We start from the raw sequence: 25438 nt of genomic DNA, 5'->3' as shown, positions 1-25438 counted from the left end.
CGGGTGGTGGTGCAGGCAATAGCCGGAAGATCGGCGACAAGCCACAGTGCGGGAAGGACTACAGACCCAGCTCCGTCAGGCCCGGGTGGTCCTCAGGCCGCGGGCCCGGGGCGTCCCAGTGGAAGAGGCGGTCGGCTTCGGTGATCGGTTGGTCGTTGATGCTGGCCTTGCGGACGCGCATCAGGCCGTGCTCGTCGAACTCCCAGTTCTCGTTGCCGTGCGAGCGGTACCACTGGCCGGCGGCGTCGCGGCACTCGTACACGAACCGTACGGCGATCCGGTTCTCGGTGTAGGCCCAGAGTTCCTTGATCAGGCGGTAGTCCAGTTCCCGCTCCCACTTCTGGGTCAGGAACGCGACCACCTCGGCGCGGCCGGTGACGAAGGTATCGCGGTTCCGCCAGGAGGTGTCCTCGGTGTAGGCCAGCGAGACGGCCTCCGGGTTGCGGCTGTTCCAGCCGTTCTCGGCGGCGCGCACCTTCTGGATCGCGGTGGCCTCGGTGAACGGCGGCAGCGGCGGACGATCGGTCATCGCGAAACTCTCCTCGGATCGAAGGACAACCCCCGGAGTACTGTATACAGACTAATTCGTCCTTCAATCACCTGGTGGTGCAGTTCTCACCGAGGCTCAGGAGAAAGAATCAGGCCGGTCGGCGCTCGACCCGGCACTGCGGCCCAGCAGTCCCGGTCTCACACACCAGTACGGCGTCGCCCGACTCCTCCGGGTGCCGCCACGGCATCACGGCCTCCCCGGCGAGCAGCGCGTCCAGCGTCTGCAGCTCCGGATCCCGAGTCTCCGAGTGGTGCTCGTACCCAGCCGCACCCAGCGCCAGCGCCACCGCCATGCCGAGCAGGTTCACCTCGGTCGGCTGGTCCGGGGCAACTGATCCCTCGGCCGGCTCCAGCCGGAGCCCGCTGCCCGGCACCTCCACGATCCGCGCGACATACGTCATGCGCTGAGCGTAAACCCGAAGTTTTGGGTTGTGCATCCCAATCGGCGGCGTAGGCTTCCCGGCATGAGGCTCACCAGGAAAGGCCAGGCCACCAAGCAGCGGATCGTCCGTACGGCGGCCGGCCTGATCGCCGAGCGTGGCGTGGCCGGCACGAGCATCGAGAACGTCCGCACCGCGGCCGGGGTGAGCGGCTCGCAGATGACGCACTACTTCCGCGACAAGCGCAGCCTGGTCCAAGCGGTCGTCGGCCTCCAGGCGGACGCGGTCGTCCACTCGACCGAGCTCGACAGCTTCGACGCGCTCCGCGAGTGGGCCAAGACCCAGGTCCAGCGCCAGGTCGACAACGGCTGTGCCGGCGGCTGCCGGTTCGGATCCCTCGCGAGTGAGCTCGCCGAGAGCGACCCGGCGACGCGGCGAGCACTGGCCGGCGGATTCGACCGCTGGGAGGTCGCCCTGCGCGACGGTCTGCAGGCGATGCGCGACCGCGGCGAGCTCAGGCCCGACGCGGAACCCGACCGCCTGGCGACCTCGCTGCTCGGCGCGCTGCAGGGCGGCGTACTGCTCACTCAGACCCATCGCGATCCCCGGCCGCTCGAGGTGACGCTGGATGCGATGCTGACCCACGTGGAGTCCTACGCCGTACGACGCGGGCAGGGGAACTGAAGTGTCCGACCAGACGCGGCTGAGCGGCCGCTCGTTGTGGACCCGCGGGATCGCGACGCCGATGCGGGCGTTCCTGCGGACCGAGGCGGGCAGTTCCGGCGTGCTCGTGGCGGCGATCGTGCTCGCGCTGCTCTGGGCCAACCTGATGCCGGACACGTACACGAGTTTCTGGCACACCGACTTCGCGCTGAAGCTCGGCCAGGAGGAGCTGAGCCTCGACCTGCGGGACTGGATCAACAGCGGGCTGATGACGCTGTTCTTCCTGGTCGTCGGGCTGGAGGCGCGGCGCGAGTTCGACCTGGGCGACCTGCGCGAGCGAAGCCGGTTCGTGCTGCCGGTGGTGGCCGGCGTAGCGGGGATGATCCTGCCGATCCTGATCTTCGTCGCGTTCAACGCCGGCGGCGAGGGCAGGCACGGCTGGGGCGTCGCGATGTCCACCGACACCGCGCTCGCGCTCGGCCTGCTGGCGCTCGTCGGCCGCGGGGTGCCGGACCGGGTCCGGGTGTTCCTGCTGACCGTGTTCGTGGTCGACGACCTGATCGCCCTGCTGGTGATCGCGGTCGTCTACAGCGAGGACATCTCGATGATGCCGTTGCTCGCGGCAATCATTGCGTTCGGCATCATCTTCGCGCTCTCGCTGGCCGGGGTCCGCAACCCCTTCTACTACGTGTTTCTTGGCATTCTCACCTGGGCCGCGCTGCTGACCTCGGGCGTCGACCCTGTGGTCGCCGGTCTCGCGATCGGGCTGATGGCGCCGGCGTACTCGCCGGGCCGTGACGACCTGGAGCAGGCGAGCGGCCTGTTCCGGCTGTTCCGCGAGCAGCCGACGCCGGAGCTGGCGCGCAGCGCGACGCTCGGGCTGACCCAGACGCTGTCGCCGAACGACCGGCTCCAGCACTTCTACCACCCGTGGACCAGCTACCTGATCGTCCCGCTGTTCGGCCTGGCCAACGCCGGGATCCAGATCGACCTGGACTTCCTGGGCCGGGCCTTCACGTCGCCGATCACGCTCGGCATCATCTTCGGCTACACGCTCGGCAAGCCGATCGCGGTCACGGTCAGCTCGTGGGCGCTGGCCCGGTTCACCAAGGGCAAGGTCAAGCCGCTGGTCGGCTGGGTCGGCGTGCTCGGCAGCGGCACGATCGCCGGCATCGGGTTCACCGTGTCGTTGCTGATCGCAACGTTGGCGTTCGAGGGTGACGCGCTGGCCGAGGCGAAGGTCGGCCTGCTGTCCACGCTGGTGATCGCGTCGGCGGTGACCTGGACGGTCTTCCGGCTGGCGAAGCTGCTCTCCCCGCCGAAGAAGGCGGCCGCGATGCTCGGTGACGCCGAGCAGCTGGTCGACCTCGTCGACGCCGTCGACCAGTTCGCCGACCACGTCCGCGGCCCGGAGAACGCGTCGGTGACGCTGGTCGAGTACGGCGACTTCGAGTGCCCGTACTGCGGACTGGCGGAGACCGTCGTCCGCGACCTGCTCAAGGACGACGACCTGCGCTACGTGTGGCGGCACCTGCCGCTGACCGACGTGCACCCGCGGGCACAGATCGCGGCCGAGGTGTCCGAGGCCGCGGCGGCGCAGGGCAAGTTCTGGGAGATGCACGACCTGCTGCTCGCGAACCAGGACAAGCTCCAGCCCGCCGACCTGATGCGGTACGCCAAGGAGCTCGGTCTGGACAACGACCGCGTTCACGACGAGGTCAAGCGGCACGTCGCGGCCGGTCGGGTCGCGCGCGATGTCGAGACCGCCGACCTGAGCGGCGTCTCCGGCACCCCGACGTTCTTCATCAACGGCCAGCGGCACTACGGCGCGTACGACATCGAGACGCTGACCAAGGCGATCAAGACCGCTCGCGCCCGGGCGATGGTCGTCGCGCGCAATGGCAGTAATTCGTAGTACGACGGCTTTCCTGCCACTTTCCTCGCCGTACGCCGGTCCGCGACGCTGAGGGCTCCCTCTCGTGAAGGAGCCACCATGTCAGCAGTTCTCCAGGTCCCACCGGCCCCGTCGCAGGCCGCTGTCGAGCACTTCGCCGCCCGGCTCGCCTTCGAGACCGACTGCTCCGACGTGGCCGCCGACATTGGCGCCGGGGTCAAAGGCTGGATGCTGATCGACACCCGCAGTCAGGAGAGCTGGGACCAGGGCCACGTGCCCGGCGCGATCCACCTGCCCACACGGGAGATCCAGGCGCGCGCGGCGACCGTCGTACCGGCCGGCACTCCCGTCGTCACCTACTGCTGGGGTCCTGGCTGCAACGGCGCGACCAGGGCGGCGCTGGAGTTCGCCAAGCTCGGGCACCCGGTGAAGGAGATGCTCGGCGGCTTCGAGTACTGGACCCGCGAAGGCCTTCCGGTGGAGACCGCCGAGGGGACCAACCGCCAGGCGGTGGACCCCCTGGTCGCACCGCGCGGCGTCGCCTGCGCCTGTTGATGGCTCAGTGTGAGGCGAGGTAGTCCGCGTTGCCGCGGATCGCGGCCTCGTAGCGCTTGAGCTCGGCGGTGTCGACGCGATCGGCGATCACCAGCAGGAGCGAGGCGAGCGCCTTGTCCTTGCGGCCGGCGGCGTTCAGCGTGAGGGCCTTGAAGACGCGCAGCGAGTCCGACTCCGGGAACTCCTGGCAGGCCTTGGTGAACACCTCGAGCGACTCGTCGAACCGACCGAGGTTGCGCAGGGTGCTGCCGTACTGGAGCAGGCAGCGGCGTTTGGTGTCGCCGTTCAGGCCGGGCAGCGCGCGTTCGTAGTACACGAGCGCGCGCTCCTCCTGGCCGTCGGTGTCGTAGGAGCCGCCGACCTCGTACAGCACGTACGGGTTGTCCGGGTGCTCGCGCAGCAGGTCCTCGAAGAACGCGATCGTCGGCGCCATGTTCGCCCGGTTCCGTCGTGCGAACGCTTCCTCGATGGTCGCCGCCAGCTCCGGCGTCAGCTCTTCACTCACGGCAACCATCATGCCCCTACAGGTCGATCACCACGTCGTCGGCCGGTCGCGCGCAGCACGGGAGCACCTGGCCGAGCGGCGCCGGCTCGAGCGGGTCGGGAGAGTAGGCGACGTCGCCCGCGACCAGATCGGTCACGCAGGTGTGGCAGACGCCCGTCCGGCAGGACCAGCGCGCCGGTACGTCGCACGCCTCGGCCAGCTCCAGGAGCGACCCGTACTGCTCGGACCAGGGCACCGACAGCCCGCTCCGGGCGAACGTGACCAGCGGACCGGTGCCGGGATCGCCCGCAGGAGCGTGCGGAGGTACGACGGTCTGCCCGACAAGTCCCGGGTTGATCGGCGGCAGCGTGCCGAACAGCTCGGTGTGGATGTGATCGGCCGCGATACCCGACTCCGCGAGAAGCCCGCGCAGGTCGTCCATGAACGCGGTCGGGCCGCAGATGTACGCCGTCGCGTCCTTCGGTACGCCGAGCGCCCGCAGCTCGTCGGGCGTCGGGCGCCCGTGCGTCCAGACGTAGCGGTGCATGTCCGGCAGCGCGTCGAGCAGCTCGTCGACCTCGGAGGAGAACGCGGGATCGCGGGTCACGTGGATCCACCAGACCGGCCGGGTCTTCTCGGCGGTCGCGAGGGTGTGCAGCATCGCCAGTACCGGCGTGATCCCGATGCCGCCGGAGACGAGCAGGACCGGCCCGTCGCCCTCCTCCAGTACGAAGTCGCCCCGCGGCGCCGCCACGTCGAGCGTCATCCCCGCGGTCAGCTGCTCGTGGATGTACCTGCTGGCCAGCCCGTCGCGCTTGACGCTGATCCGGTAGGCCGCACCTCCCGGTGCTGACGAGAGGGAGTAGCTGCGGACGGCCGGGCCTGGGACCCGGACGGTCAGGTACTGTCCCGGCCGGTACGACGGCAGTTCGTCGCCGCCGAGCAGGACGGAGACGACCGACGGACTTTCGCGCACGACTTGTTGCACCTCGAGCGGTTTGAACCCAGTCCAGGCAGCTTTGACCGGCTCCTTCTCGTCGGCCTTGTCCACCAGTTCGCGGAAGGACTGCTGCCAGCCCGGACTCAGCGCCGGGATCCGCAGCGTCGCGCGCAGCTTCTCCTCGTCGCGGTGCGGCAGGTAGAGCAGGCCGTCGACGTCCGCGACCGACAGCGCCTCCGGGCCGACCCTGGTCCGGACGATCTCGTCGCCCGCTTCGACCATGCCCTCGGTGATCACGCGCAGGTAGAACCCCGGCCGGCGATGCGCGACCAGCAACGACGGCAGCTCGGGCTCTCCCATTCGCATCCCCACGCGGTAGCACGTGACCCGCGGCTGGGTGACCTCGAACTCCGCCGTACCGATCCGGTACCGGTCGCCGACGCAGACCTCGTGGTCGGGCAGCCCGTCGACGGTGAAATTCTCCCCGAAGGCGCCGTACTCGAAGTCGTAGCGGCCGAAGTGCTCCTGCCAGTGCCGGTACGAGTCGAGCTGGTAGACCAGGACGGCGCGGATCTCGCCGCCGTGGCCTCCGAGATCACCCTGGCCGTCGCCGTCGACGTTCAGCCGGCGGACCATCCGCGGTCCCTCGACCGCCGACTTCCACACCCCGGTGTGGACGGTCCGGCCCTGCCACTCGACGTTCTTCGGCATCCCGACGTTGAGCGAGACGAGCGTTGCCATCACGTTCCTCCAGCGGTCAGACGGAGCCGGTCAGCACCGACCGGTCCGTGGTGAAGCGGACGGCGCGACCCGTTTCGGTGGGAACGTCCCAGTCGATGGTCGCCTTCCCGGACAGCTGAAGCGAGGCTCCGGACGAAAAGTCGACGAACAGCAAGGAAGCCGTCGGGTCGACCGCGAGGTTGCCGAGGCTGTTGAACATGTTGTTGCCCGGCTGGTCGGCCCACCACAGCTCGTCACCGTCCAGGTGCACCGTGCCGCCCTTGTGCGAGCTGTCCGCGCCCCGCTCGGCGTGCGTCGTGCCGAGGAAGAACGTGTCGGACCGCTCGATCAGCTCCCGCCCGAGCAGGCCGTCGGCGACCTGGGTCGCCGGTCCTTCGGTTGCCGGAGGCAACGGTCTGGGGTGGATGTACTGCGGGCAGTTGCCGTACGCCTGGTCGGCGGTCAGCTCCAGCGTGTCCGCCGTACTGACCGTGAGCGTGCCGTTCACGCGGAAGCGGCGGCGGATCGCGAACTCGATCACGATCAGCCCGGCGGACTGGTCGGCCGGCATCAAGTGCAGCGGATCGCCGGCCGGCGGCGCCGCGTGCACGGTCAGCGTCGTACCGCTCGCGTCGAGGAAGCCGGCCGGTCCGTGCAGGGGCGAGGTCCACAGCCGTCCGTCGGTGTCGCGCGCCGTGATCACGGCGAACTCGCGCTGGGCCAAAAACTTCGCCGCGCCGCCGTCGAGCAGGGGCGGACGCAGCATGCCTTCCAGCCGGGAGGCGTCGTACGCGACACCGGCCTTGCGCTGGACGGCCAGCTCACCCGCGTGGAAGCCGACGGCCGGTACACGATCGGTAAGCCCACGATGGTCGAGAGCGGTCATGAGTGCTTCCTCGTCTTCTCGTAGTGGCGGGCGACGCGGGTGCGGTTGCCGCAGATCGATCCGACGCACCACTGGCGGCGCTTGTGCTCCGCCAGGAACACCATCGAGCACTCCGGGTTCGCGCAGCGCCGCAGGAGTGCGAGCTGCTCCGCGTCGGCGAGCAGCTCGATCGTCTCGCGGGCGATCGCCGCGAGCTTGGCGTTCCCGCCGTACTCCGGGTGGTAGCGGACCTCGAGCTGTCCGTCCGCGCTGAGCCGAACACTCTGCGGCGCCGAGGCGGAGGCCGCGTTCAGGTCCTCGATCGCGGTCGGCTGCGGCTTGCGGGCGGCGAGGTGGGCGTCGAGCACCTCGCGCACCGCCGCGCGGATCCGCCGGGTCGCCGCCGCATCCGGGATCGGGCCCTCAGGAAGGCGGCCGGCCTGCAGTGCCCACCACTTGTCGAACTGCCCGTCCGGCGCCAACAGGTCGATCGTCGGGTCCGGGACCAGCATCTCCGTGTCGACCAGGTCCAGAGCGGCGAGTCGCTCGCCACCCATGCCGAAACCTGCTTCCAGCAGCTCGTTGACATTAGGCCTTGTGCTCATGTCACCATCGTACTAATACTTACTCCATCATTTCAACATTAGGAGGAAAGTCTCATGGGACTGTTCTGGCAACAAGGCCCCCTCGGCGGCACCGCGGTCGGCCGCTTCCTCACCCCTGCCCCCCTCCCGGAACGACTCCTGTACGCCGAACGCCTGCGTCGCCGGATGCGCGTCCGGTACGCCGGTGAGTGGATCGCCGACAGCGAGGACGTGATCCTGCTGCACGAGCCCGGCCGCTACCCGGTCGCCTACTTCCCGCTCGCCGACGTCGACGCCGAGGTCCTGACCGAGGCGCCACGCCAGACCCAGCACCGCGATCTCGGGACGACCACCTGGTACACGGTCGGCACCACCGACCGCGCCGCCTGGCAGCACGTCGACCTTCCGAAGTACGCCGACGAGCTGGCCGGCCGGGTCGCGTTCGCGTGGCGGGCGATGGACGCGTTCTACGAGGAGGACGAGCGGATCCTCGGGCACGCGGCGGACCAGTACCACCGGATCGACATCCGGAACACGTCGCGGCGGCTGGAGGTGCGCGTCGGAGACCGCGTCGTCGCGGCGACCGACCGTCCGGTCGTCCTGTACGAGTCGGGCTTCGCGCCGCGCTGGTACGTACCGCGCGAAGACATCGCCGACGGCGAGCTGACACCGGTCGAAGGGCAGACGTTCTGCCCGTACAAGGGAATGGCCGACTACTACGACATCGGCGACGCCGGGCGCGCGGCCTGGTCGTACCGGGACGCGTACGACGAGGTCGGGCGGGTCCGCGACCTGGTCTCGTTCGAGGCCGACAAGGTCGAGGTCTTCCTGGACGGTGTCCGGCAGCACCTCGAGCCCGGCCAACAGGTCCGCCCCCACGGCATCGACCGCGACATCACCGACGGGAAGCACTGAGATGAGTCTGAAGAACCGCACTGTTCTGGTCGTCGGCCGCCCGAGCGGCATCGCTCTCGCGACCGTCGAAGCCTTGGTAGCAGAAGGCGCTGAGGTGGTCCTCGCGGGCCGCACACTCGACGGCAGCTCTCATCCCTTCACTCGAGCCCAAGTCGACCTGACTGACGAATCCTCGATCGCCGCGCTGGCTGCCTCCCTCGGCGAAGTCGATCATGTGGTTTCCACCGCGTCGGCCCGCGCCCGCGGCGTACTGGCCGACCTGCGGCCGGAGACGATCGCACTCTCGTTCGCCACGAAGGTGACCGGCCCGATCCTGCTCGCGAAGCACTTCGCGCCGCTGATGCCGGCCGACGGCTCGTTCGTCTTCTTCTCCGGCCAGTCGGCCCGCAAGCCGATGCCCGGGATGCTCGCCGTCGGCGCGACGAACGGCGCGGTCGACGTGGTCGTCCGGTCGCTCGCCGTCGAGCTCGCGCCGATCCGCGTCAACGCGATCTCGCCCGGCACGATCGACACCGGCGCGTACGACGGCCTCGGCCCCGAGAAGAAGGCCGCCCTGTTCGCCGACCGCGTCGCGACCAGCCCGGCCGCCCGGATCGGCACCGCCGACGACATCGCCGCCGCGGTGATGTTCGCCCTCACCAACACCTTCGTCACCGGCCACACCCTCCCGGTCGACGGCGGCGAAGCCCTCGTCTGACCGCCCTCGACTTCACTTCAAGGAGTTCCCGCGATGCCCACCGATCCGCCGGTCACCCCCGGCCATCTCCAGTTCGAGCTCGTCCCAGTCCCGGTCCGCGACATCGACCGCGCGAAGGCCTTCTACGCCGACCAGGTCGGCTTCACCCTCGACGTCGACGTCGAGCCGGCCCCCGGCGTACGGGTCGTCCAGTTCACCCCACCCGGCTCGTCGGTCTCCATCAAGCTCTCCACCGGCTTCCCCCAGCTCGACATGGAGCCAGGCACGCTCCGAGGTCTGCACCTCGTCGTCGCGGACATCGAGGCCGAACGCAACCGCTTGATTGCCAACGGCATCGATGTGCGGCCTGTCGAAGACGTCCGAGGCGTCCAGTTCGCGTACTTCGCCGACCCCGACGGCAACACCTGGACGCTGCAACACCTCCCGTGGCGTCCTATCCGGTGACGCAGTCGGTGGCTCCGTTGCGCCACTGGTGGTTGTAGCGGGTCGGGACCTTGGTGGCGAAGGCTTCCACCTTGGCCTGGTCGAAGGTGTCCAGGAGTTGGAGGCGTTGCCAGCCGGTGAGGGCGATGCCGCGGCCGATGGCGGGGTACGGGGCGACGACCACGTCGCGCGGGTAGCGGCGGCCGATGGACTCCAGGCGTTCGACGTCGGCGGGTGAGACGTCGTCGGCGTACTGGAGCAGGACGTGGCCGTGCTCGAGAATGTGCACCTGGAGCTCGGGGTCGATCGGAGCGCGGTAGATGCCGGGGATGACGACGCGCGGCGAGTGCGGGCCGGACGTCGGGGGCATCGTCTTGTACGGCTCGTGGGGAGCGCCCTGGTAGGCGACGTGGCGGTTGCCCTCGAAGGGTTGCGGCGTACCGGGAACCTCGTTGCAGGGCAGGGCCTGCTTGTCGCCGAACTGGCCGAGCAGTACGCCGAACGCGAAGCTCGACATCGTCAGCACCGACAACGTGGTGACGAGAATGCCGACCAGTACGCCGTACTTGCGCTTCCTGGTCGTCTTCATCGCGCGGCCTGCCGGCGGTTGCGCACGACGACCCACAGCGGGAGGAGCACGTTGAACGACGTGAACAGCAGCAGCACGACACCCTCCCACCAGTACAGGCTCGCGAACGGCGCACCGAGCAGTACGCCGAACGCCCAGCCGAGCGTGACCTTTGCGCTCGGCAACAAGAAGTGCCACGCGAACCACAGCATCCAGGTGAAACCGGTCAGGTAGAGCAGCCGGTACCAGCGGGCGACCCGCAGATCCTTCGGGCTCGCGTCGCGGAGGATCACCTGCTCGTCGGGCTTGAGCCGCCGGATCAGCTTCTTCAGTGACAGCCGCGTGACCTGGTGCAGGTTCCCGCAGCCGGTCGCCGTCGCCATCACCAGGTACATGTCGGTCCGCAGGTACGCGAGCGTCTGGAACGCGAGCTTGGCGATCTGGCTGAGCACGACCATCGCGAGCAGCCGGATCAACCCGGGCGGCAGGTCGATCCACCCGCGTGACCAGGCGTACCGCGGAGCGACCGCGGCGAACAGGATCACGCTGTCGATCGCCATCCCGGCCAGGAACGGCCCGTACCGCTTCGCCGGCGGCAACGCCCACAGCCCGGTCAGGTCGGTCTCGAGCACGGGGAAGATCCCGCGGCGTTCGACCCGCAGCCGCGAAGGGATCCCGACGGCCGCACCGGCGAACGCGTGCCACATCTCGTGCACGATCGTCAGCACGACAACGACCACGTTGGTCACCAGCAGGCTGAGCACGATGTCGGGGAAGATGAAGGTGTCCTCGTACGTCGGCCGCAGCGACGGCTCGACGGCGAACATCACCAGCGCGGTGACCAGGCACCCGGCGTACAGGACCCACGCCAACGGCGTGAACAGCGGGCGGACGAACCGGGCCGGGATGTGCGAGATCGACCAGTGCTTGCGCGCCGGCTCCGTCGCGGCCCCGGTCGCGATGAGCCCGGCGTCCAGCAGGACCTCGGCGAAGTCGAGGGCGTCGATCGCCTCCCCGGTCTCCCGCTCGACCTCGGCGCCGGCCTCGGCGACGGTCCGCCCCTGGGCGAACAGTTCGACGAGCCGCGCGCCGATCTCCGGTACGACGACGAACGTGCCGGTGGCCGGGTCGCCGACGACGTACTCGTCCTCGTCCTCGCGCCGGACGACCAGGTGGTCGACGGCGAGCCGGCTGTCGGTCGCGATTGCGCCGGGCCGCGTGGTCAGGTCCTCGCTCACTGGCCGACCCAGCCGCAGGTCCCGCACTTCTCGCCCGGCGTCGGCCGTACGGCGTAGTGGTACGTCAGGTCGGTCAGGCTGAGGTGGAACATCCGGCCCAGCGTGCTCGGCGGGATACCGCCGAGGTGGTAGATCGCGTCGAGGGCGGCGAGGTGGCCGGTGAGGTTCGCGGTCGGGGCGATCACGGCGTGGCCCTGGAAGGGGAACAGCTCCTGAGGGTCGAAGCCGTGCTGGTCGACCAGCCGGTCTTTGACGCTCGGGAGGCACGCCTGGCAGCAGGTCTGGCCGGGGACGAAGAGGCCGACGACGGCCATCGGACCGGCGTACTGGGCAATCATCCAGGGGGTGTTCGTGCGAAGCGCGGCCTCGTTGGTCCAGTCGCGGATCTTGTCCATCGGCTGGTCGGCGCAGAGCACCAGCAGGTCGCGGTCGCGCATCAGCCGGGCGACGTCGTCGGTGCTCTCGACGCGGGTCTCCTCGCCGGTGACCTTCACGTGCGAGTTGATCGCGCCGAGGCGGGTGACGGCGGTCTGCACCTTCGGCCGGCCGAGATCGTCCTCGGTGTAGAGCAGTTGGCGGGTGAGGTTCCCGGCCTCGACGACGTCGAAGTCGACGCAGTGCACGGATCCGACACCGGCCGCTGTGAGCGACGAGGCGACAGCGGACCCGGTACCACCGAGGCCGAGGACGACGACGCGGCTGCGCTTGAGCTGAGCCTGGACGTCGTACCGGGAAGGACGCGGGGTCAGGTCGACCCAGGCGTAGTAGTTGAAGGCGCGGTCGTAGCGGTCCAGCTCGTCCGGACCGAGCTCCGGCGGCGGTGGCGCGGCCGCGTCCTCGACGTACCCGGCGGCGATGATCGTCTCCAGCATGTCGGCCGCCTCGTCGGCGGTCAGCGTCGTGCGCTCGACCAGCTCGGCGACGATCCCGGTGCGGTCACGGGTCCCGTCCATCAGCCCGAGCAGCGTCCACAGGGCGCCGTCCTCGTCGTCGATCTCGGCGCCGATGCCGACCTGCCGGCCCCCGATGTTCACCAGCGTCGGCGTCAGCCGGACCGGCTTGTGGATCCCCTTGATCTTCGGTCGTTCCACGCGTCTCCCCCTCCCCAGGACCGGGCGCGGCGGGGCGCGGGTGATGAGCCCGCGCCCCGCCGCCGGCGAACTAGCCGCAGAGCTCGTTGCGGCAGCCCGGGTCCGCGATGATCATCACGGTGGTCTCGAGCTTCTCCAGCTTCCGGACCATGATCTTGCGCGGCTCGGGCTTCTCGGTCTTCTTCTCCATGATCTTTCCTCCCATTGGCAGTGGCGGATTGCCGACGTCATCAGAGCACCGCTTTTCGGCCGCGCACAAGACCCGGATTTCACCGAGCGTTGTCAAGCGAACGCATCATTGTCACCGTTCAAATGCCTGCTTGCGGGTAATCCTTTGCTGGGCAGGGATCGAGGGCTCTTCGCGCACCGCCCGTCCCGTTCGCGGTGTGGTTTCCCCGGTCATTGCCGCACGCAAAGGTCCCGGGTCGGCAATTTCCTCGTCAGTCGCCTCGTCAGGGTCCAGAATCGGGGAATGAACGCCAACGTGCTGCAACTGCGACTGGTCGTCACGGCGCCCGACTACGCCGAGACGGTCGCCTTCTACCGCGACGTCCTCGGCCTGGAGGTCGAGGAGGCCTACACCTCCGAGGAAGGCAGCGTCACGATCCTCGGCGCCGGCCGCGCCACCCTGGAGATCACCGACCCCAACCACGCCGACTACATCGACCGCGTCGAGGTCGGCCGCCGCGTCGCCGGCCAGTTCCGCGTCGCCTTGGAGGTCACCGACGCCACCGGCACCACGCATCGGTTGACCGAGGCCGGCGCCTCCTTGATCGCCGAACCGACCCGCACCCCGTGGAACTCCCTCAACGCCCGCCTCGAAACCCCCGGCGGAATTCAGCTCACCCTCTTCGAGGAACTCGGCGACTGAGGCCGGTACAGATCGCGCAGGAGCGCGATCTCGGGGGAGCCGACGTCGCCTGTCCGTATTTTGACGGATGCCTGCGGGGAGAGGCGGGTGCTGGACTCGGACAGCATCAGCCCCTCGTGGAGCAGGAGAGTCAGATGACTGGGTACGACGTGCCGGATGCCGCGACGGATCTGCGGATCGAGCGGCGGGTTCGGGAGTTCCTGGCGGAGGTGAACAAGAACTCGGACCCGTACTGGTTGTTGCCGGGCGACCAGGTGCGGGGGACCCTGGCGGGGTTGCAGGCGAGTGTGGCGGTGGATCTCGGCGGCGTGAGCGTCGAGGAGCGGGATGTCGAGGTCGACGGGGTGGGGGTGAAGCTCTACATCCAGCGGCCGGAAGGCACTACCGAGACGTTGCCGGTGGTGCTGTTCCTGCACGGTGGGGTGTGGATCGCGGGGGACTTCGACAACCATCAGCGGCTGACGCGGGACCTGGTGGTGGAGACCGGGTACGCCGTGGTGTTCGTGGAGTACACGCCGATTCCGGACGCGGTGTTCCCGCGGCAGCTCGAGGAGTGCTACGCCGCGTTGCAGTGGATCGCGCGGGAGGGCGCGCAGGCCGGGCTCGACGCGTCGAAGGTCGCCGTGGCGGGGAACAGCGTTGGCGGAAACCTGAGTGCCGCGCTGACGCTCTACACCCGGGATCACGACGGGCCCCAGATCAAGGTGCAGCTGCTGCTCTACCCCGCGACCGACGCGCGGCTCGACACCGCGTCGTACCAGGAGTTCGCCGAGGGGCGGTTCCTGCCGCAGGCGTTCATGAAGTATGGCTGGGACACCTACGCACCCGACGAGGCGACCCGGAACAACCCGTACGCCGCGCCGCTGCAGGCGCGGCCCGACCAGCTGCGCGGGCTGCCGCCGGCGATCATCCACACCTCGGGCAACGACATCCTCCGCGACGAGGGTCAGGCGTACGGCCACAAGCTCGACGAAGCCGGCGTCGACGTCGTGTCGGTGATGTACGTCGGCCAGATCCACGACATGGCGCTGCTCAACCCGATCCGCGACCTGCCGTCGACGCGGGCCGAGTTCCGGCACGCCGCGGCGGACCTGAAGTACTACCTGGAGGTGTAGCACCGGCGACGGGGTCGCTCGATCGCTGTAGCGGCCCCGTCAGGATTGGCCTATCTTCACCCTGAAGCCTTCCTCCTGCGGTAGAGGTGGTCGATGGGTACGTTGCCGGCCGAGTTGACCAGCTTCGTCGGGCGCCGACGCGAGCTCACCGACGCCCGCGCCCTGCTCGCCACCGGGCGGCTGCTGACGCTGACCGGGGTCGGCGGGGTCGGCAAGACGCGCCTGGCGCTCCGGCTGGCGGCGCAAGTACGCCGTACGTTCCCCGACGGCGTCTGGTTCGTCGAGCTGGCCTCCGTCGAGGAGCCGCAACTGGTCCCGAGGGTCGTGAACGCGTCGTTCGGACTGCGCGACACCGACGACCCGGCTGCCGAGCTGGCGCGGTTCCTCCAGGACCGCTCGCTCCTGCTCGTCCTCGACAACTGCGAGCACCTGGTCACGGCGTGTGCGCAGCTCGTCGGCCTGCTCCTGCGGGCCGCGCCCGGGATCCGCGTGCTGGCGACCAGCCGACAGGTGCTCGGCGTCGAGGGCGAGCACCTGTACGCCGTACCGCCGATGCCCGTGGACGACCAGGCCGAGGACGTCGTCAGGCTCTTCGCCGATCGGGCCGTTGCCGTCGCACCCGATTTCCGCGTTGACGACGGCAACGGCCCGCAGATCGTCGAGATCTGCCGGCGGCTGGACGGCATTCCGCTCGCTGTCGAGCTGGCCGCGGCCTGGCTGCGGGTCCTCACGCTCGACGGTCTGCTGTCCAGGCTCGACGACCGGTTCGTGCTGCTCAACCGGGGCCGGACCACGAAGGCGTCCCGTCAGCAGACGCTCGAGGCAACTGTTGCCTGGAGCTACGAACTCTGCAGCCCGGAGGAGCAGGAGCTCTGGGCAAGGTTGTCGGTCTTTGCCGGCGGCTTCGATCTCGCGGCCGCGGAGGCCGTCTCCGACCGGCCGGACGACGTACTGGAACTCCTCGCCGGGCTGGTCGACAAGTCGGTCGTGCAGTCCGAGGGTGGGACGCGCTTCCACCTGCTGGAGACCCTTCGCCAGTACGGATCGAGCAAGCTCGAGAGCGATGCGGTCCGGCGGTTGCATCGCGACCACTACCTCGGCCGCGCCGAGCAGTGGAGCAGTGACTGGAGGCACGGTACCGATCAGGTCGAGGCCTACCTGCGGACCAAGGCCGAGCACGCCAATCTCCGGTCAGCTCTGGAGTTCAGCCTCAGCACTCCGGGCGAGTACCGGGCCGGACTCCGCCTCGCCGTGGCGCTGCACTACTACTGGCTGTTCTGCGGTCACGCCGCCGAAGGGCGCCGGTGGCTCGAACAGGCCCTGGAGCTGAACCCCGAGCCGAGCCGGGACCGCGCCAAGGCGCTCGGCATCACGTCGTACGCGCTCAGTCTCCTCGGCTACGCCTCGACCACCTACTCCTACGCGCGCGAGGCCGAGGCCTGGGCCCGCGAGAACGACGACCGGGACATCCTCGCGCACACGGTCTTCCTGCTCGGCTCGTACTACTTCCTGACCGGCGAGGTCGAGAAGTCCGTGCCGATGTTCCGCGCGGCGCTCGCCGACCTGACCTCCGTCATCGGCCCGTCGAGCAGCTTCGTCCGGCAACTGCACTCCGCGCTCGCCCAGGCGGAGATCTGGCGCGGCCGCCCGGAGGAGGGTCTCGCCATCGCGGCCCGCGGGCTGGAGCTGTGCGACGAGTCCGGCGAGAAGTTCGCCCGCAGCGCACTGCTCTTCGCGACCGCTCTCAGCGAGTGGATGCTGGGCCGGTACGACGCGGCCGCCGCGCACCTGACCGAGGGCATCCGACTGGCGCAGTGCTTCAACGACATCGCCGGCGCGGTGACCTGGATGGAGCTGTTGTGCTGGACGACAGCCGCGAGCGGACGGTTCGAGCGCGCCGCCGAGCTGCTCGGTGTGACCCAGAAGCTGTGGCCGGCCGTCGGTGGGAGGTCGATGCTCGGCTCGCTCCTGATGACCGACGCGCACGAGACCTGCGAGCGCGACGTACTGGTTGCCCTCGGCCCCGACCGGTACGCCGCCGCTCGCGCGCGTGGTGCTGCCGCGTCGAGCGAGTTCGATCACGCGATCACCTACGCTCTCGGCCGGGTCGCGTCGCCCCAGCCGGCCGCCGTACCCGATCGTGGTCCGCTCAGTGCCCGCGAGTACCAGGTCGCCGAGCTGGTTGCGGAAGGCCTGTCCAACAAGGACATCGCGCTGCGCCTGGTGATCAGCCGCCGGACGGCGGAGTCGCACGTCGTCCACATTCTCGACAAGCTCGGCTTCAAGTCCCGCAGCCAGATCGCCAGTTGGCTGACCGCGCTCAGAGGAGTCTGAGCGCGGTCGCGAGGATTGGTCAGACCAGCTTGGTCAAGGACGAGAGCGATGCCTTGTGCAAGTTGCTGATCACGTTCTTCGTCTTCGGGTCGCCGCGGTAGGCGTAGGAGCCGGACTCGAAGACCAGGTACGCGCGGCCGCCGAACTCGGTCAGGCCCTCGCTCATGCTCGGGGCGCGGAAGCACTTGAGCTTGGCCTTGTCGAGGTCCGCGGTGCCGCGGCGTACGACGTACAGGTTGCTGAGCTTGTCGCGCCCGTACGACGTGCTGTAGATGTAGTGCGTCTTGGTGACGAGCAGGCCCTGGGTCTTGGTGGGGATCTCCCACGGACCGCGGGTGGTGACCAGGCTGCCGTCGGACTTGATCTTGTACTCGTACATCTTGTCGCGGCCCTTGTCGTTGAACCGGCCGGCCCACAGCGAGTCGCCGTAGCTGGTCAGGAACGAGGCGCCGTACACCTTGCGCTCGGAGCCGGTCGCCTTCACGTACGGCGCGCCGGGCTTCTTCATCGCCGCGGCCAGCGTGGACAGCTTGTACTTGCGGATGCCGTTGGTGCTGCCCTGCACGAACGCCCAGCCGTGCGCGGTGGTGATGCCGCCGACGTGGCTCTCGGCGATCTTCACCGAACCGACGACCTTGTTGGTGGCCGGGTCGATACCGACGATGATCGACTGCCAGCCCTTGTGGTACATGCCCACCAGCAGCAGGTTCTTGCGGCCGGACCAGTTCCACCAGGTACCGATGCCCTGCGGGATGTACTTGTCCAGGTACGGCTTCAGTGACGCGCTCTTGCTGAACGCGCCGTCGTAGATCTTCGACGCGGACGGCTTGTCGTAGAACGGGTTGCTGCCCGGGGTGTCGTTGCAGGTGATCGTCCGGGTCGCCGAGACGGCACCCGCGGTCGCGGCCTGCGACGCGCCGGATCCGTTGACCGCGACAACGGTCGTGGTCCCGGCAGCGAGGAGGCCTGCCAGTCCCAGAGCAAGAGCGGCCCGGCGGCGGGTGATTGCGAACTGCACGATGGTTCCTTCCCCGAGTGGTCGTTTCGTCACGACCCAACCACCTGAAAGGGGCACGCGTCGAATCGCCGTCGCCAGGGTGACGAAGCTCAACCGGGCGATAAATGGGGCGCGGCCGAGCGGTCCGCTCGGCTACCGTTTCCGTCATGCACTACTACTTCTTCGTCTGATTCCTTCGGGGAGTCGCGGGCTGTCGGCTGTCGTGCCGCGTCCGGGCGTCGGTGGTGCCTTCTTTCGTGCGCTGAAGCACGCCACGTCGCGACTCCTCTCTCGGTGTTCATCCGTCGTTGCGACCGAGAAGTGAGATCTGATGAGGGAATCAAGCAACTTTCAAGCCGTGCTCGCCGACATCGTGCGGGCTCCGGGCGGCCGGACCGTGCTCGACGGGATCAGTCAGTCCGTCGCACTGGGCGAGCGGATCGGCGTGATCGGCGAGAACGGCTCGGGCAAGTCGACCTTGTTGCGGGTGCTGGCCGGCGTCGACCTGCCGGACAGCGGGCAGGTTCGGATGCAGGTGCCCGGCGGGATCGGTTATCTGCCGCAGACCCCGGACCTGCCTCCGGACGACACGGTTCAGGACGCGGTCGACCACGCCCTGGCCGAACTGCGCGAGCTGGAGGCTCGCATGCGCACGGTCGAGGAGGAGCTCGCCGCTGCGCCGTCGAACCTGGAGGCGGTGCTCGACCGGTACGGCGAGCTGATGGAGGCCTTCGAGGCCCGCGACGGCTACGCCGCCGACGCGCGGGTCGAGTCGGCCATGCACGGCCTGGGCCTCGCTGCCATCAAACGCGACCGCTTGCTCGGATCGCTGTCGGGCGGCGAGCAGTGCCGACTCGGCCTGGCCTGCATCCTGGCCGCGTCGCCGCAGCTGCTCCTGCTCGACGAGCCGACCAACCATCTCGATTCCTCCGCGCTCGAATGGCTCGAGGAGCGGCTGCGCAACCATCCCGGCAGCCTCGTGGTCGTCTCTCATGACCGGGTCTTCCTGGAGCGGGTGACGACCGCGCTCTGGGAGGTCGACGCCGAGCAGCACACCGTCGTACGGCATGGGAACGGTTACAACGGCTACCTGCAGGCGCGTCAGACCGCGCGGCTGCGGTGGGAGCAGGATTATGACGAGTGGCAGCAGGAGCTGGCGCGGCAGAAGGACCTCGCCCGGAAGGCCTCCACCACGCTGGCCTCGGGGCCGCGGCCCGACGCCGAGCCGGCCGGGCGTCATCAACGCAACGTGGAGAAGCAGATCTCGGCCCGCGTCCGGCAGGCCAAGGAGCGCGTACGACGGCTCGAGGACAACCCGGTCCCGAGACCGCCGGCGCCGATGCGCTTCACCGCGAAACCACAAGGCGGCACGGTCAAGGGCACGCTTGCCGACCTCCACCAGGTCAAGGTCGACGGCCGCCTCGACGTCCGCAGCCTGGAGATCCGGACCGGCGATCGCCTGCACATCATCGGCCCGAACGGCGCCGGCAAGACCACGCTGCTCCGCGTCCTGGCCGGAGATCTCGCGCCCGACCAGGGCGACGTACGACGGCCGGCGCGGATCGGGTGGCTCCCGCAACAAACGGTCGTCGCCAAACCCGACGAGTCGCTGCTCAGGGCCTACGCCCGAGGCCTGCCCGGTACGCCGGACGAACACCGCGGCGCGCTCCTCGGCCTCGGCCTGTTCCGCCAGCACGACCTCCACACCCCGGTCGGCAAACTGTCGACCGGCCAGCTGCGGCGCCTGGATCTCGCCCGTTTGCTGCACCGCCCGGTCGACCTGATGCTGCTCGACGAACCGACCAACCACCTCTCGCCGGCCCTGGTCGAGGACCTGGAGAACGCGCTGTCCGCCTACCGTGGCGCGCTGATCGTCGTCTCGCACGACCGGATGCTGGCCCGCCGGTTCCAGGGCCGGACGCTGGAACTGCGAGACGGCCGGCTCGCGGCGTGAACCTATTGACTTTCGATCGATAGTGAGCGATCTTCAATGCATGGAGAAGCTGCCTCGGAGATTGACGACCCTTGTGACGCGGCCCGCGGTCGCCGTACTGGCTGTGGCTGTGGTGATGGCCGGAGCTGGTACGGCGGCCGCCAAGGACTGGCTGCCGATCTTCCAGACCGAGAAGGTCGCGCCGGTGAGCTTGAGTGCGGCGGACCTGGTCGCGCTGCCCGACCTGCGCGCGTACGGCGACGTCAAGGTGACGGGCGCGGACGGCGTCCGCGAGGTGAAGGACGCGGCTGCCGCGGGGGAGCAGTCGGGTCTGGATGTGCCGCGGGTAAGCAAGCTGCCGAGCGGGGTCACCGGCGAGCCGTCGTACCAGGTGGGTGGGAAGGTGAGCGTGACGTTCACCTACTCGGCAGCGAAGGCCTCCAAGCCGCTCGGCAAGCAGGTGCCTCAGGCACCTACCGGGCTCGACGGTCAGCCGATCCGACTCGACGCGGGCCCGGGAGTCGCGCAGGTGTGGAAGTCGACGAGCGGCATGCCCGCCCTGCTTGTCGGTCGCGCGGTCGCGCCGACGGCCCACTCGTCGGGGATCGACTTCGCGACGGCGCGGGACTACCTGTTGTCCCTGCCGGGGATTCCGGCCGACGTCGCGACGAAGCTCAGGACCTTCAGCGCGGACGGGTCGACCCTGCCGCTGCCGATCCCGGCCGACCAGGTCAGCAGCTCGTCGGCGAAAGTGAACGGGCGTCAGGCAACGGTTCTGACCACGCGCGACAAGGCGCTCGCGGCGGTCGTGTGGGTGTCCGACGGCGAGGTCACCGCGGTGGCCGGCTCGCTGTCCAAGGCTGAGGTCCTCGACGTCGCGCGGAGCCTGCGCTGAGCGCCGCGGTCGCCGATCTCGCGGCGCAGTGCTCCGGATTGCGCAAGCGGTACGGCAAGCGCACGGCCGTCGGCGACGTGTCGCTGGAGGTCGCCCGGGGTGAGATCGTCGGGCTGCTCGGCCCGAACGGCGCCGGCAAGACCACCGTGATCAAGATGCTGCTCGGTCTGGTGCAACCGGATGCGGGTGAGGTGCGACTGCTCGGTCACGCCGCGCACGATCCGGCGGCCCGCGCCCGCGTCGGCTATCTGCCGGAGCTCTTCCGCTACCAGCCCTGGCTGAGTGCCGCGGAGGTCCTGACCCTGCACGTCAAGCTCGCCCGGGCCGACGTCTCCAAGGCCGAGCAGCAGACCTGTCTGGAACTCGTGGGCCTGGGGCAACGATCTCGGGACCGCGTCGGCGGGTTCTCCAAAGGCATGCAGCAACGACTCGGCCTCGCGGTCGCGCTGGTGGCCCGACCGGAGTTCGTGATCCTCGACGAACCGACCAGCGCGCTCGACCCGCTCGGCCGGGCCGACGTCCGCGACATCGTTCTCGAGCTGAAGTCGCGCGACGTCGCCGTACTGCTCAACTCGCACCTGATCGGCGAGGTCGAGCGGGTCTGCGACCGGGTCGTCATCCTCGACCACGGCGTTGTCGCCGCCGCGGGCTCTCTCGCCGAACTGCTCGGCCAACGCGAGGTGCGCCTTCACCTGACCGACGTCACGCCGCCGGCCTCGCAGAGGCTGGCCGAAACGACCGTGCTCGACCGTTCCGGCGACTGGATCACCGTGGCGCTCCCGGCCGACGACGACGCGACCGTGCCCACGCTGGTGAGCGATCTGGCCGGTCTCGGCGTCAAGATCCACGCCGTCGAACCGGGCCGCATCACGCTGGAAGAACGTCTCCTCGGCATCCTGCGCAAGGCGGACCAATGACCACAGTCCTGACGATCACCGCCCTGACCCTGCGCGAGGCCTCGCGCCGTCGGGTACTGCTTGCCCTGGGCATCCTTACCGTCTTGCTGCTCGCCTTGTCGGGTTGGGGATTCTCCCGCCTGGCCGCGGAGTCCGGCGGCAACCTCACCTCGGGCGAGGCGCGACTGACGGCGTCGATCCTGCTCAACCTGGTGATGTTCGGCTTCAGCCTGATCGCCGCGCTGGGCACCGCGTTCCTCACCGGTCCCACGCTTGCCGGCGAGACCGAGTCCGGCATCGCTCTGACCGTGCTGGCGAGACCCGTACGCCGACCCGCCTTCCTGCTCGGCAAGTGGCTCGGGCTGGTTGCCTTCGGCAGCGGCTTCGTCGTACTGGCCGGTCTGGCACAGTGCCTGGTCGTCCTGGCCACGACCGGCTACTGGCCGCCCAACCCCGCCGGCGCGCTGGCGCTCCTCGCCGCTCAGACGACAGTCCTGCTGACGCTGGCGATGCTCCTGTCCACGGTCGTCTCCCCGATGGCGTCCGGAGTAGTTGCCGTAGGCCTCTTCGGTACGACGTGGGTCGCCGGGGTCGTGGGCGGCATCGGCGCCTCGCTCGGCAACGACGCGATCGCCCGGATCGGCACGCTGTCGCGCATCTTCCTGCCGACCGACGGCCTCTGGCGCGGCGCGATGCACGCCTTCCAGGACCCGTCGGCCCTCGGCCAGTTCGCCAACGACGAGGGCGCCAACGCCTTCCCCTTCCTCGGCGCGGCCTCACTGAGCCCCGCCTATCTCGCCTGGGTGGTGCTCTGGGTCGCGATGCTCTGGGGCCTCGCCGCCCTGTCCTTCAGCCGCAAGGACCTCTGACGGCGGTTCAGGACCACCTGACCTCGCGGTCGTCCAGCTCGGCGGCCGCGAAGGCCAGCAGTTGGTGAGCCTCGACCTCGACCTCGTCCCGCACCTGGCGGGACAGCCGTTCGAGCGGTGTGACGGTGAGCGTCGCGGAATCCCTGCCCAGCAACAGCTTCCACGTCCCGCGCACAGTGCCGAGGTGACGCTCGAGCAGCAGCTGCCGCCCGAGCGTCACCCGGTTCAGCGTGCGGTTATCGGTACGCACCGAAGAACCCACGCAGGTCGCCGGCCAGCAGTTCGGGGACCTCCAGCGCCGGGAAGTGACCGCCGCGGTCGAATTCCGACCAGTGCGCGGCCATCCCGGTCGGGTCGGCGAGCGAGCGGATGGTGTGATCGGTCGCGAAGACCGCGACGCCCACCGGCGCACCGCCCGCGGCGAGCGTCCCGCCGGTCGCCGTACCGGCTTGTTCGACGAACGCGCGGAACGCCTGCATGCCTTCGTACGTGAAGTGCGCCGCCGACGCGCCGGACCGCGTGAACCAGTACAGGCTCACGATGGTCAGCAGCTCGTCGACCGGTACGGCGTCGTCGCTCCATTCGGCGAACTTCTCTGCGATCCACGTCAGCTGTCCGACGGGGGAGTCGGTGATTCCGTACGCCAGCGTCGACGGCCTGGTCGACTGGAGGTGCAGGTAGCCGAGCCCGTCCCGCTGGAACTCGTTGAACCTTTGCCCGCGGGCCTTGTCCTCGTCCGACAGCCCGTCGGTGTCGACGGGCGGACCGAACGGGAACGGTCCCGGCCCGTTGATGTGCGTCGCGACGACGCGGCCGGGCGCCACCATCGGCAGCATGCCCGTGATCCCGGCGCCGACATCACCGCCGTGGGCCGCGAACCGCTCGTACCCGAGCCGAGTCATCAGCTCGGCGAAGGCCGACGCGACGCGGAACAGGTTGCCCCAGCCGGTCTCCTTCACCGGCGTCGAGAAGTCGAAGCCCGGCAGGGACGGGATCACGACGTCGAAGCCGTCCTCGACGAGCGGCCCGACCAGGCTGAGCAATTCGGTGAAGGCGCTCGGCCAGCCGTGCAGGAGCAGGACCGGGAGCGCGTTCGCTTTGTTGGACCGCACATGGACGAAGTGGAAGGTCTGCCCGTCGATCTCGGTCGTGTACTGCGGGAAGGCGTTGAGGCGCTCCTCCTGCGCGCGCCAGTCGAAGCTGCTGCGCCAGTACTCGACCAGCTCACGGACGTCAGCGAGCGGAAGCCCTCGTGTGGAGCCGATGCCCGCCGGCTCATCGGGCCAGCGAGTACCGGTCAACCGGTTCATGAGGTCGTCGAGGTCGGCCTGCGGAATGTCGATGCGGAACGGCTTGATCTCGGTCATGAAACCAGCCTAGAAACGAACGCGGAAAGGTTCGTTCCGCAATTGGCGGGCAAACTGAGCACATGCTCGACACCTCGGCACGGCTGCTGCGCCTGCTCTCCCTGCTCCAGGCCCGCCGCGACTGGACCGGCCCGGCGCTGGCCGAACGGCTGGAGGTCACCACCCGAACCATCCGCAACGACATCGACCGCCTCCGCACCCTCGGCTACCCGGTCGACGCCACCCCCGGCGTCGCCGGCGGCTACCGCCTGGGCGCAGGCGCAGCCCTCCCGCCGCTCCTGCTGGACGACGAAGAAGCCGTGGCGGTCGCCATCGGCCTCCGTACGGCGAACGCCGTGACCGGCATCGAGGAAACCGCCGTACGAGCCCTCGTCAAACTCGAACAGGTCCTCCCCACCCGGCTCCGCCACCGCGTCAACGCGCTGCACAACGCAACCGTCCAGGTCCCCGGCCGGCAATCCCGCGTCGACGCCGAGATCCTCACCACCCTCGCCGCCGTCTGCCGCGACCACGAGCGCCTCCGCTTCGACTACGCCAACCACCACGGCGGCGAGTCCCGCCGCACCGTCGAACCCCACCGCCTCGCCCACGCCGGCGGCCGCTGGTACCTGGTCGCCTACGACGTGGACAAGCAGGACTGGCGAACTTTCCGAGTAGACCGCCTCACCCCCAAGATCCCCACCGGCCCCCGCTTCACGCCACGCGAACCTCCACCCGACACCGCCAACTTCGTAGCCCAAGGCCTGGCCACCGCCACCTGGCGCTACCGAGCAACGGTCCTGGTCCACGCCCCAGCCGACGAACTGTCGCAGCGCCTACCGCCCGGCATAGAAATCCTCGAGTCCACCGAGACGACGTGCGTCCTGGCCGTCGGCTCGGACAACGCTTACATGCTGGCCCTCCACCTAGGCATGCTCAACGCCGACTTCGAGGTCACCGACCCACCCGAACTGATCCAAGAACTGGCCACCCTGGCCGCCCGCTACACGCGCGCCATCACACCGCATGCGGACCGAGCGCCGTAGCGGACTGCAACTTCGTGCAACGGCATGGCGACGAGGCGGGCCGTTGGACACACTCGATCGTGCCCGCCCCACTCTCAGAGCGAGAAAGTGAGTAGCCATGAGCACTCTTCGGAGAACGATCGCCGCCGCTGCAGCAGGGATCTCGGTAGCCGCTCTCGGCCAGTCCTCCGCGGTGGCGAGTGTCCAGTGGGCCAACGACACCTTCGTCATCTGCGCTCCAAGCCCGTACAACTATCACGAGGCTCCGGGATGGCCGTGCGTGAACAGGTCCTCTGGCGGCATCGTCTGGAACAACCGGACCGCGCAGATCCAAGGTGCGGTGTACGACGACTCGCACCTGCAGTCGACCACCGTTGTCTACTTCGAGGCTCTCGCCGGAAACACCCTGGTGGAGAGCACGAATCGCAGGTCGGAGCGAGGTCCGGTGTCGTTCAACTTCCCCATCGGAGACACCAACCTCGTCGGCGGCATCGACCTCGTCCGAATCAAGGTCTGCCACTACCGTCCCACAGACACGCTCGGCAAGTGCACCCTGCAGTACAACCTCCGACGAAACTGATCCTGTACTAC

The 25438-nt window shown here is 69.2% G+C and carries 27 protein-coding genes; 15 read left to right on the top strand and 12 right to left on the bottom strand.

Features of this window, described 5'->3' with window-relative positions; genetic code table 11:
• Positions 1 to 58: 58 nt before the first annotated feature.
• A complete protein-coding gene (locus ABD235_RS19765) occupies positions 59 to 529 on the bottom strand; it encodes a nuclear transport factor 2 family protein (RefSeq protein WP_344176054.1) in 471 nt (156 codons plus the stop codon).
• Positions 530 to 638: 109 nt separating this feature from the next.
• Positions 639 to 950, bottom strand: coding sequence for a hypothetical protein (locus ABD235_RS19760; RefSeq protein WP_344176052.1), 312 nt, complete (start codon positions 948 to 950; stop codon positions 639 to 641).
• Between the two features lie 63 nt (positions 951 to 1013).
• On the opposite strand from ABD235_RS19760, the gene ABD235_RS19755 reads away from it, so the two are divergent.
• The 3 genes from ABD235_RS19755 (at position 1014) to ABD235_RS19745 (ending at position 4041) form a co-directional block, all read left to right on the top strand.
• Entirely contained in the window at positions 1014 to 1613 is a 600-nt protein-coding gene (locus ABD235_RS19755) for a TetR/AcrR family transcriptional regulator (protein WP_344176050.1), read from the top strand.
• 1 nt (position 1614) lies between these two features.
• On the top strand, positions 1615 to 3507 hold the full coding sequence (nhaA, locus tag ABD235_RS19750; protein WP_344176048.1) for a Na+/H+ antiporter NhaA: 1893 nt from the start codon (positions 1615 to 1617) through the stop codon (positions 3505 to 3507).
• Between the two features lie 78 nt (positions 3508 to 3585).
• The gene (locus ABD235_RS19745; protein ID WP_344176047.1) at positions 3586 to 4041 is read left to right on the top strand and encodes a rhodanese-like domain-containing protein; all 456 of its coding nucleotides are present in this window, start codon (positions 3586 to 3588) and stop codon (positions 4039 to 4041) included.
• A 4-nt stretch (positions 4042 to 4045) separates the two neighbouring features.
• Here the strand turns inward: ABD235_RS19745 and ABD235_RS19740 are convergent, their stop codons facing one another.
• From ABD235_RS19740 to ABD235_RS19725, 4 genes are read right to left on the bottom strand one after another with little or no spacing between them, the layout of a single operon-like run.
• Positions 4046 to 4555, bottom strand: a complete 510-nt coding sequence (locus tag ABD235_RS19740) for a tetratricopeptide repeat protein (protein ID WP_344178692.1) — start codon at positions 4553 to 4555, stop codon at positions 4046 to 4048.
• A 7-nt stretch (positions 4556 to 4562) separates the two neighbouring features.
• Positions 4563 to 6206: an MOSC domain-containing protein gene (locus ABD235_RS19735; RefSeq protein WP_344176045.1), complete on the bottom strand. Its 1644-nt coding sequence runs from the start codon at positions 6204 to 6206 to the stop codon at positions 4563 to 4565.
• Positions 6207 to 6222: 16 nt separating this feature from the next.
• Complete coding sequence (locus ABD235_RS19730) at positions 6223 to 7071, bottom strand: pyridoxamine 5'-phosphate oxidase family protein (RefSeq protein WP_344176043.1); 849 nt, start codon at positions 7069 to 7071, stop codon at positions 6223 to 6225.
• Entirely contained in the window at positions 7068 to 7655 is a 588-nt protein-coding gene (locus tag ABD235_RS19725) for a CGNR zinc finger domain-containing protein (RefSeq protein WP_344176042.1), read from the bottom strand. The genes ABD235_RS19730 and ABD235_RS19725 overlap by 4 nt, the downstream gene beginning before the upstream one ends.
• Before the next feature lie 54 nt (positions 7656 to 7709).
• On the opposite strand from ABD235_RS19725, the gene ABD235_RS19720 reads away from it, so the two are divergent.
• The 3 genes from ABD235_RS19720 to ABD235_RS19710 are packed head-to-tail and all read left to right on the top strand — an operon-like array spanning position 7710 to position 9690.
• Positions 7710 to 8549, top strand: coding sequence for a DUF427 domain-containing protein (locus ABD235_RS19720; protein WP_344176040.1), 840 nt, complete (start codon positions 7710 to 7712; stop codon positions 8547 to 8549).
• A 1-nt stretch (position 8550) separates the two neighbouring features.
• Positions 8551 to 9246: an SDR family oxidoreductase gene (locus ABD235_RS19715; protein WP_344176038.1), complete on the top strand. Its 696-nt coding sequence runs from the start codon at positions 8551 to 8553 to the stop codon at positions 9244 to 9246.
• 33 nt (positions 9247 to 9279) lie between these two features.
• On the top strand, positions 9280 to 9690 hold the full coding sequence (locus ABD235_RS19710) for a VOC family protein (protein ID WP_344176036.1): 411 nt from the start codon (positions 9280 to 9282) through the stop codon (positions 9688 to 9690).
• Here ABD235_RS19710 and ABD235_RS19705 read toward each other — a convergent pair.
• From ABD235_RS19705 to ABD235_RS19695, 3 genes are read right to left on the bottom strand one after another with little or no spacing between them, the layout of a single operon-like run.
• Positions 9680 to 10258: a DUF3105 domain-containing protein gene (locus ABD235_RS19705; protein ID WP_344176035.1), complete on the bottom strand. Its 579-nt coding sequence runs from the start codon at positions 10256 to 10258 to the stop codon at positions 9680 to 9682. The two genes, ABD235_RS19710 and ABD235_RS19705, sit on opposite strands and share 11 nt — an antisense overlap.
• Positions 10255 to 11475, bottom strand: coding sequence for a PqqD family protein (locus tag ABD235_RS19700; protein WP_344176033.1), 1221 nt, complete (start codon positions 11473 to 11475; stop codon positions 10255 to 10257). The genes ABD235_RS19705 and ABD235_RS19700 overlap by 4 nt, the downstream gene beginning before the upstream one ends.
• Positions 11472 to 12566, bottom strand: a complete 1095-nt coding sequence (locus ABD235_RS19695) for a HesA/MoeB/ThiF family protein (RefSeq protein ID WP_344176031.1) — start codon at positions 12564 to 12566, stop codon at positions 11472 to 11474. The genes ABD235_RS19700 and ABD235_RS19695 overlap by 4 nt, the downstream gene beginning before the upstream one ends.
• Positions 12567 to 13038: 472 nt before the next feature.
• Between ABD235_RS19695 and ABD235_RS19690 the strand changes: the two genes are divergently transcribed.
• The 3 genes from ABD235_RS19690 to ABD235_RS19680 all read left to right on the top strand — a co-directional run bounded on the left by ABD235_RS19690 (position 13039) and on the right by ABD235_RS19680 (position 16886).
• Complete coding sequence (locus tag ABD235_RS19690) at positions 13039 to 13437, top strand: VOC family protein (protein ID WP_344176030.1); 399 nt, start codon at positions 13039 to 13041, stop codon at positions 13435 to 13437.
• A gap of 134 nt (positions 13438 to 13571) precedes the next feature.
• Complete coding sequence (locus ABD235_RS19685; RefSeq protein WP_344176028.1) at positions 13572 to 14552, top strand: alpha/beta hydrolase; 981 nt, start codon at positions 13572 to 13574, stop codon at positions 14550 to 14552.
• Positions 14553 to 14645: 93 nt separating this feature from the next.
• Positions 14646 to 16886 (top strand): ATP-binding protein, encoded by a 2241-nt coding sequence (locus tag ABD235_RS19680; RefSeq protein ID WP_344176027.1) that lies wholly within the window; start codon positions 14646 to 14648, stop codon positions 16884 to 16886.
• A gap of 19 nt (positions 16887 to 16905) precedes the next feature.
• On the opposite strand, the gene ABD235_RS19675 is transcribed toward ABD235_RS19680, so the two are convergent.
• A complete protein-coding gene (locus tag ABD235_RS19675) occupies positions 16906 to 17904 on the bottom strand; it encodes a hypothetical protein (RefSeq protein WP_344176025.1) in 999 nt (332 codons plus the stop codon).
• Positions 17905 to 18214: 310 nt separating this feature from the next.
• On the opposite strand from ABD235_RS19675, the gene abc-f reads away from it, so the two are divergent.
• The 4 genes from abc-f to ABD235_RS19655 are packed head-to-tail and all read left to right on the top strand — an operon-like array spanning position 18215 to position 22476.
• On the top strand, positions 18215 to 19837 hold the full coding sequence (gene abc-f, locus ABD235_RS19670; protein ID WP_344176023.1) for a ribosomal protection-like ABC-F family protein: 1623 nt from the start codon (positions 18215 to 18217) through the stop codon (positions 19835 to 19837).
• A 40-nt stretch (positions 19838 to 19877) separates the two neighbouring features.
• The gene (locus ABD235_RS19665; protein WP_344176022.1) at positions 19878 to 20711 is read left to right on the top strand and encodes a hypothetical protein; all 834 of its coding nucleotides are present in this window, start codon (positions 19878 to 19880) and stop codon (positions 20709 to 20711) included.
• A gap of 38 nt (positions 20712 to 20749) precedes the next feature.
• A complete protein-coding gene (locus ABD235_RS19660; protein WP_344176019.1) occupies positions 20750 to 21628 on the top strand; it encodes an ABC transporter ATP-binding protein in 879 nt (292 codons plus the stop codon).
• On the top strand, positions 21625 to 22476 hold the full coding sequence (locus ABD235_RS19655; RefSeq protein WP_344176018.1) for an ABC transporter permease: 852 nt from the start codon (positions 21625 to 21627) through the stop codon (positions 22474 to 22476). Before ABD235_RS19660 ends, ABD235_RS19655 begins: the two co-directional genes overlap by 4 nt.
• Positions 22477 to 22483: 7 nt before the next feature.
• On the opposite strand, the gene ABD235_RS19650 is transcribed toward ABD235_RS19655, so the two are convergent.
• Both ABD235_RS19650 and ABD235_RS19645 read right to left on the bottom strand, forming a co-directional pair.
• The gene (locus tag ABD235_RS19650; RefSeq protein WP_344176016.1) at positions 22484 to 22726 is read right to left on the bottom strand and encodes a DNA glycosylase AlkZ-like family protein; all 243 of its coding nucleotides are present in this window, start codon (positions 22724 to 22726) and stop codon (positions 22484 to 22486) included.
• Positions 22713 to 23843 (bottom strand): epoxide hydrolase family protein, encoded by a 1131-nt coding sequence (locus ABD235_RS19645; protein WP_344176014.1) that lies wholly within the window; start codon positions 23841 to 23843, stop codon positions 22713 to 22715. Before ABD235_RS19645 ends, ABD235_RS19650 begins: the two co-directional genes overlap by 14 nt.
• A 62-nt stretch (positions 23844 to 23905) precedes the next feature.
• Between ABD235_RS19645 and ABD235_RS19640 the strand changes: the two genes are divergently transcribed.
• Positions 23906 to 24868 (top strand): helix-turn-helix transcriptional regulator, encoded by a 963-nt coding sequence (locus tag ABD235_RS19640; RefSeq protein ID WP_344176011.1) that lies wholly within the window; start codon positions 23906 to 23908, stop codon positions 24866 to 24868.
• Positions 24869 to 24965: 97 nt separating this feature from the next.
• On the top strand, positions 24966 to 25427 hold the full coding sequence (locus ABD235_RS19635) for a hypothetical protein (protein ID WP_344176008.1): 462 nt from the start codon (positions 24966 to 24968) through the stop codon (positions 25425 to 25427).
• The last annotated feature ends 11 nt before the right edge of the window (positions 25428 to 25438 follow it).

It is taken from the genome of Kribbella lupini (assembly GCF_039529595.1).
Classification (GTDB): Bacteria; Actinomycetota; Actinomycetes; order Propionibacteriales; family Kribbellaceae; genus Kribbella; species Kribbella lupini.
Note: the sequence above shows the minus strand (reverse complement) of the source record. Positions and strands in the feature narration are given on the sequence as shown.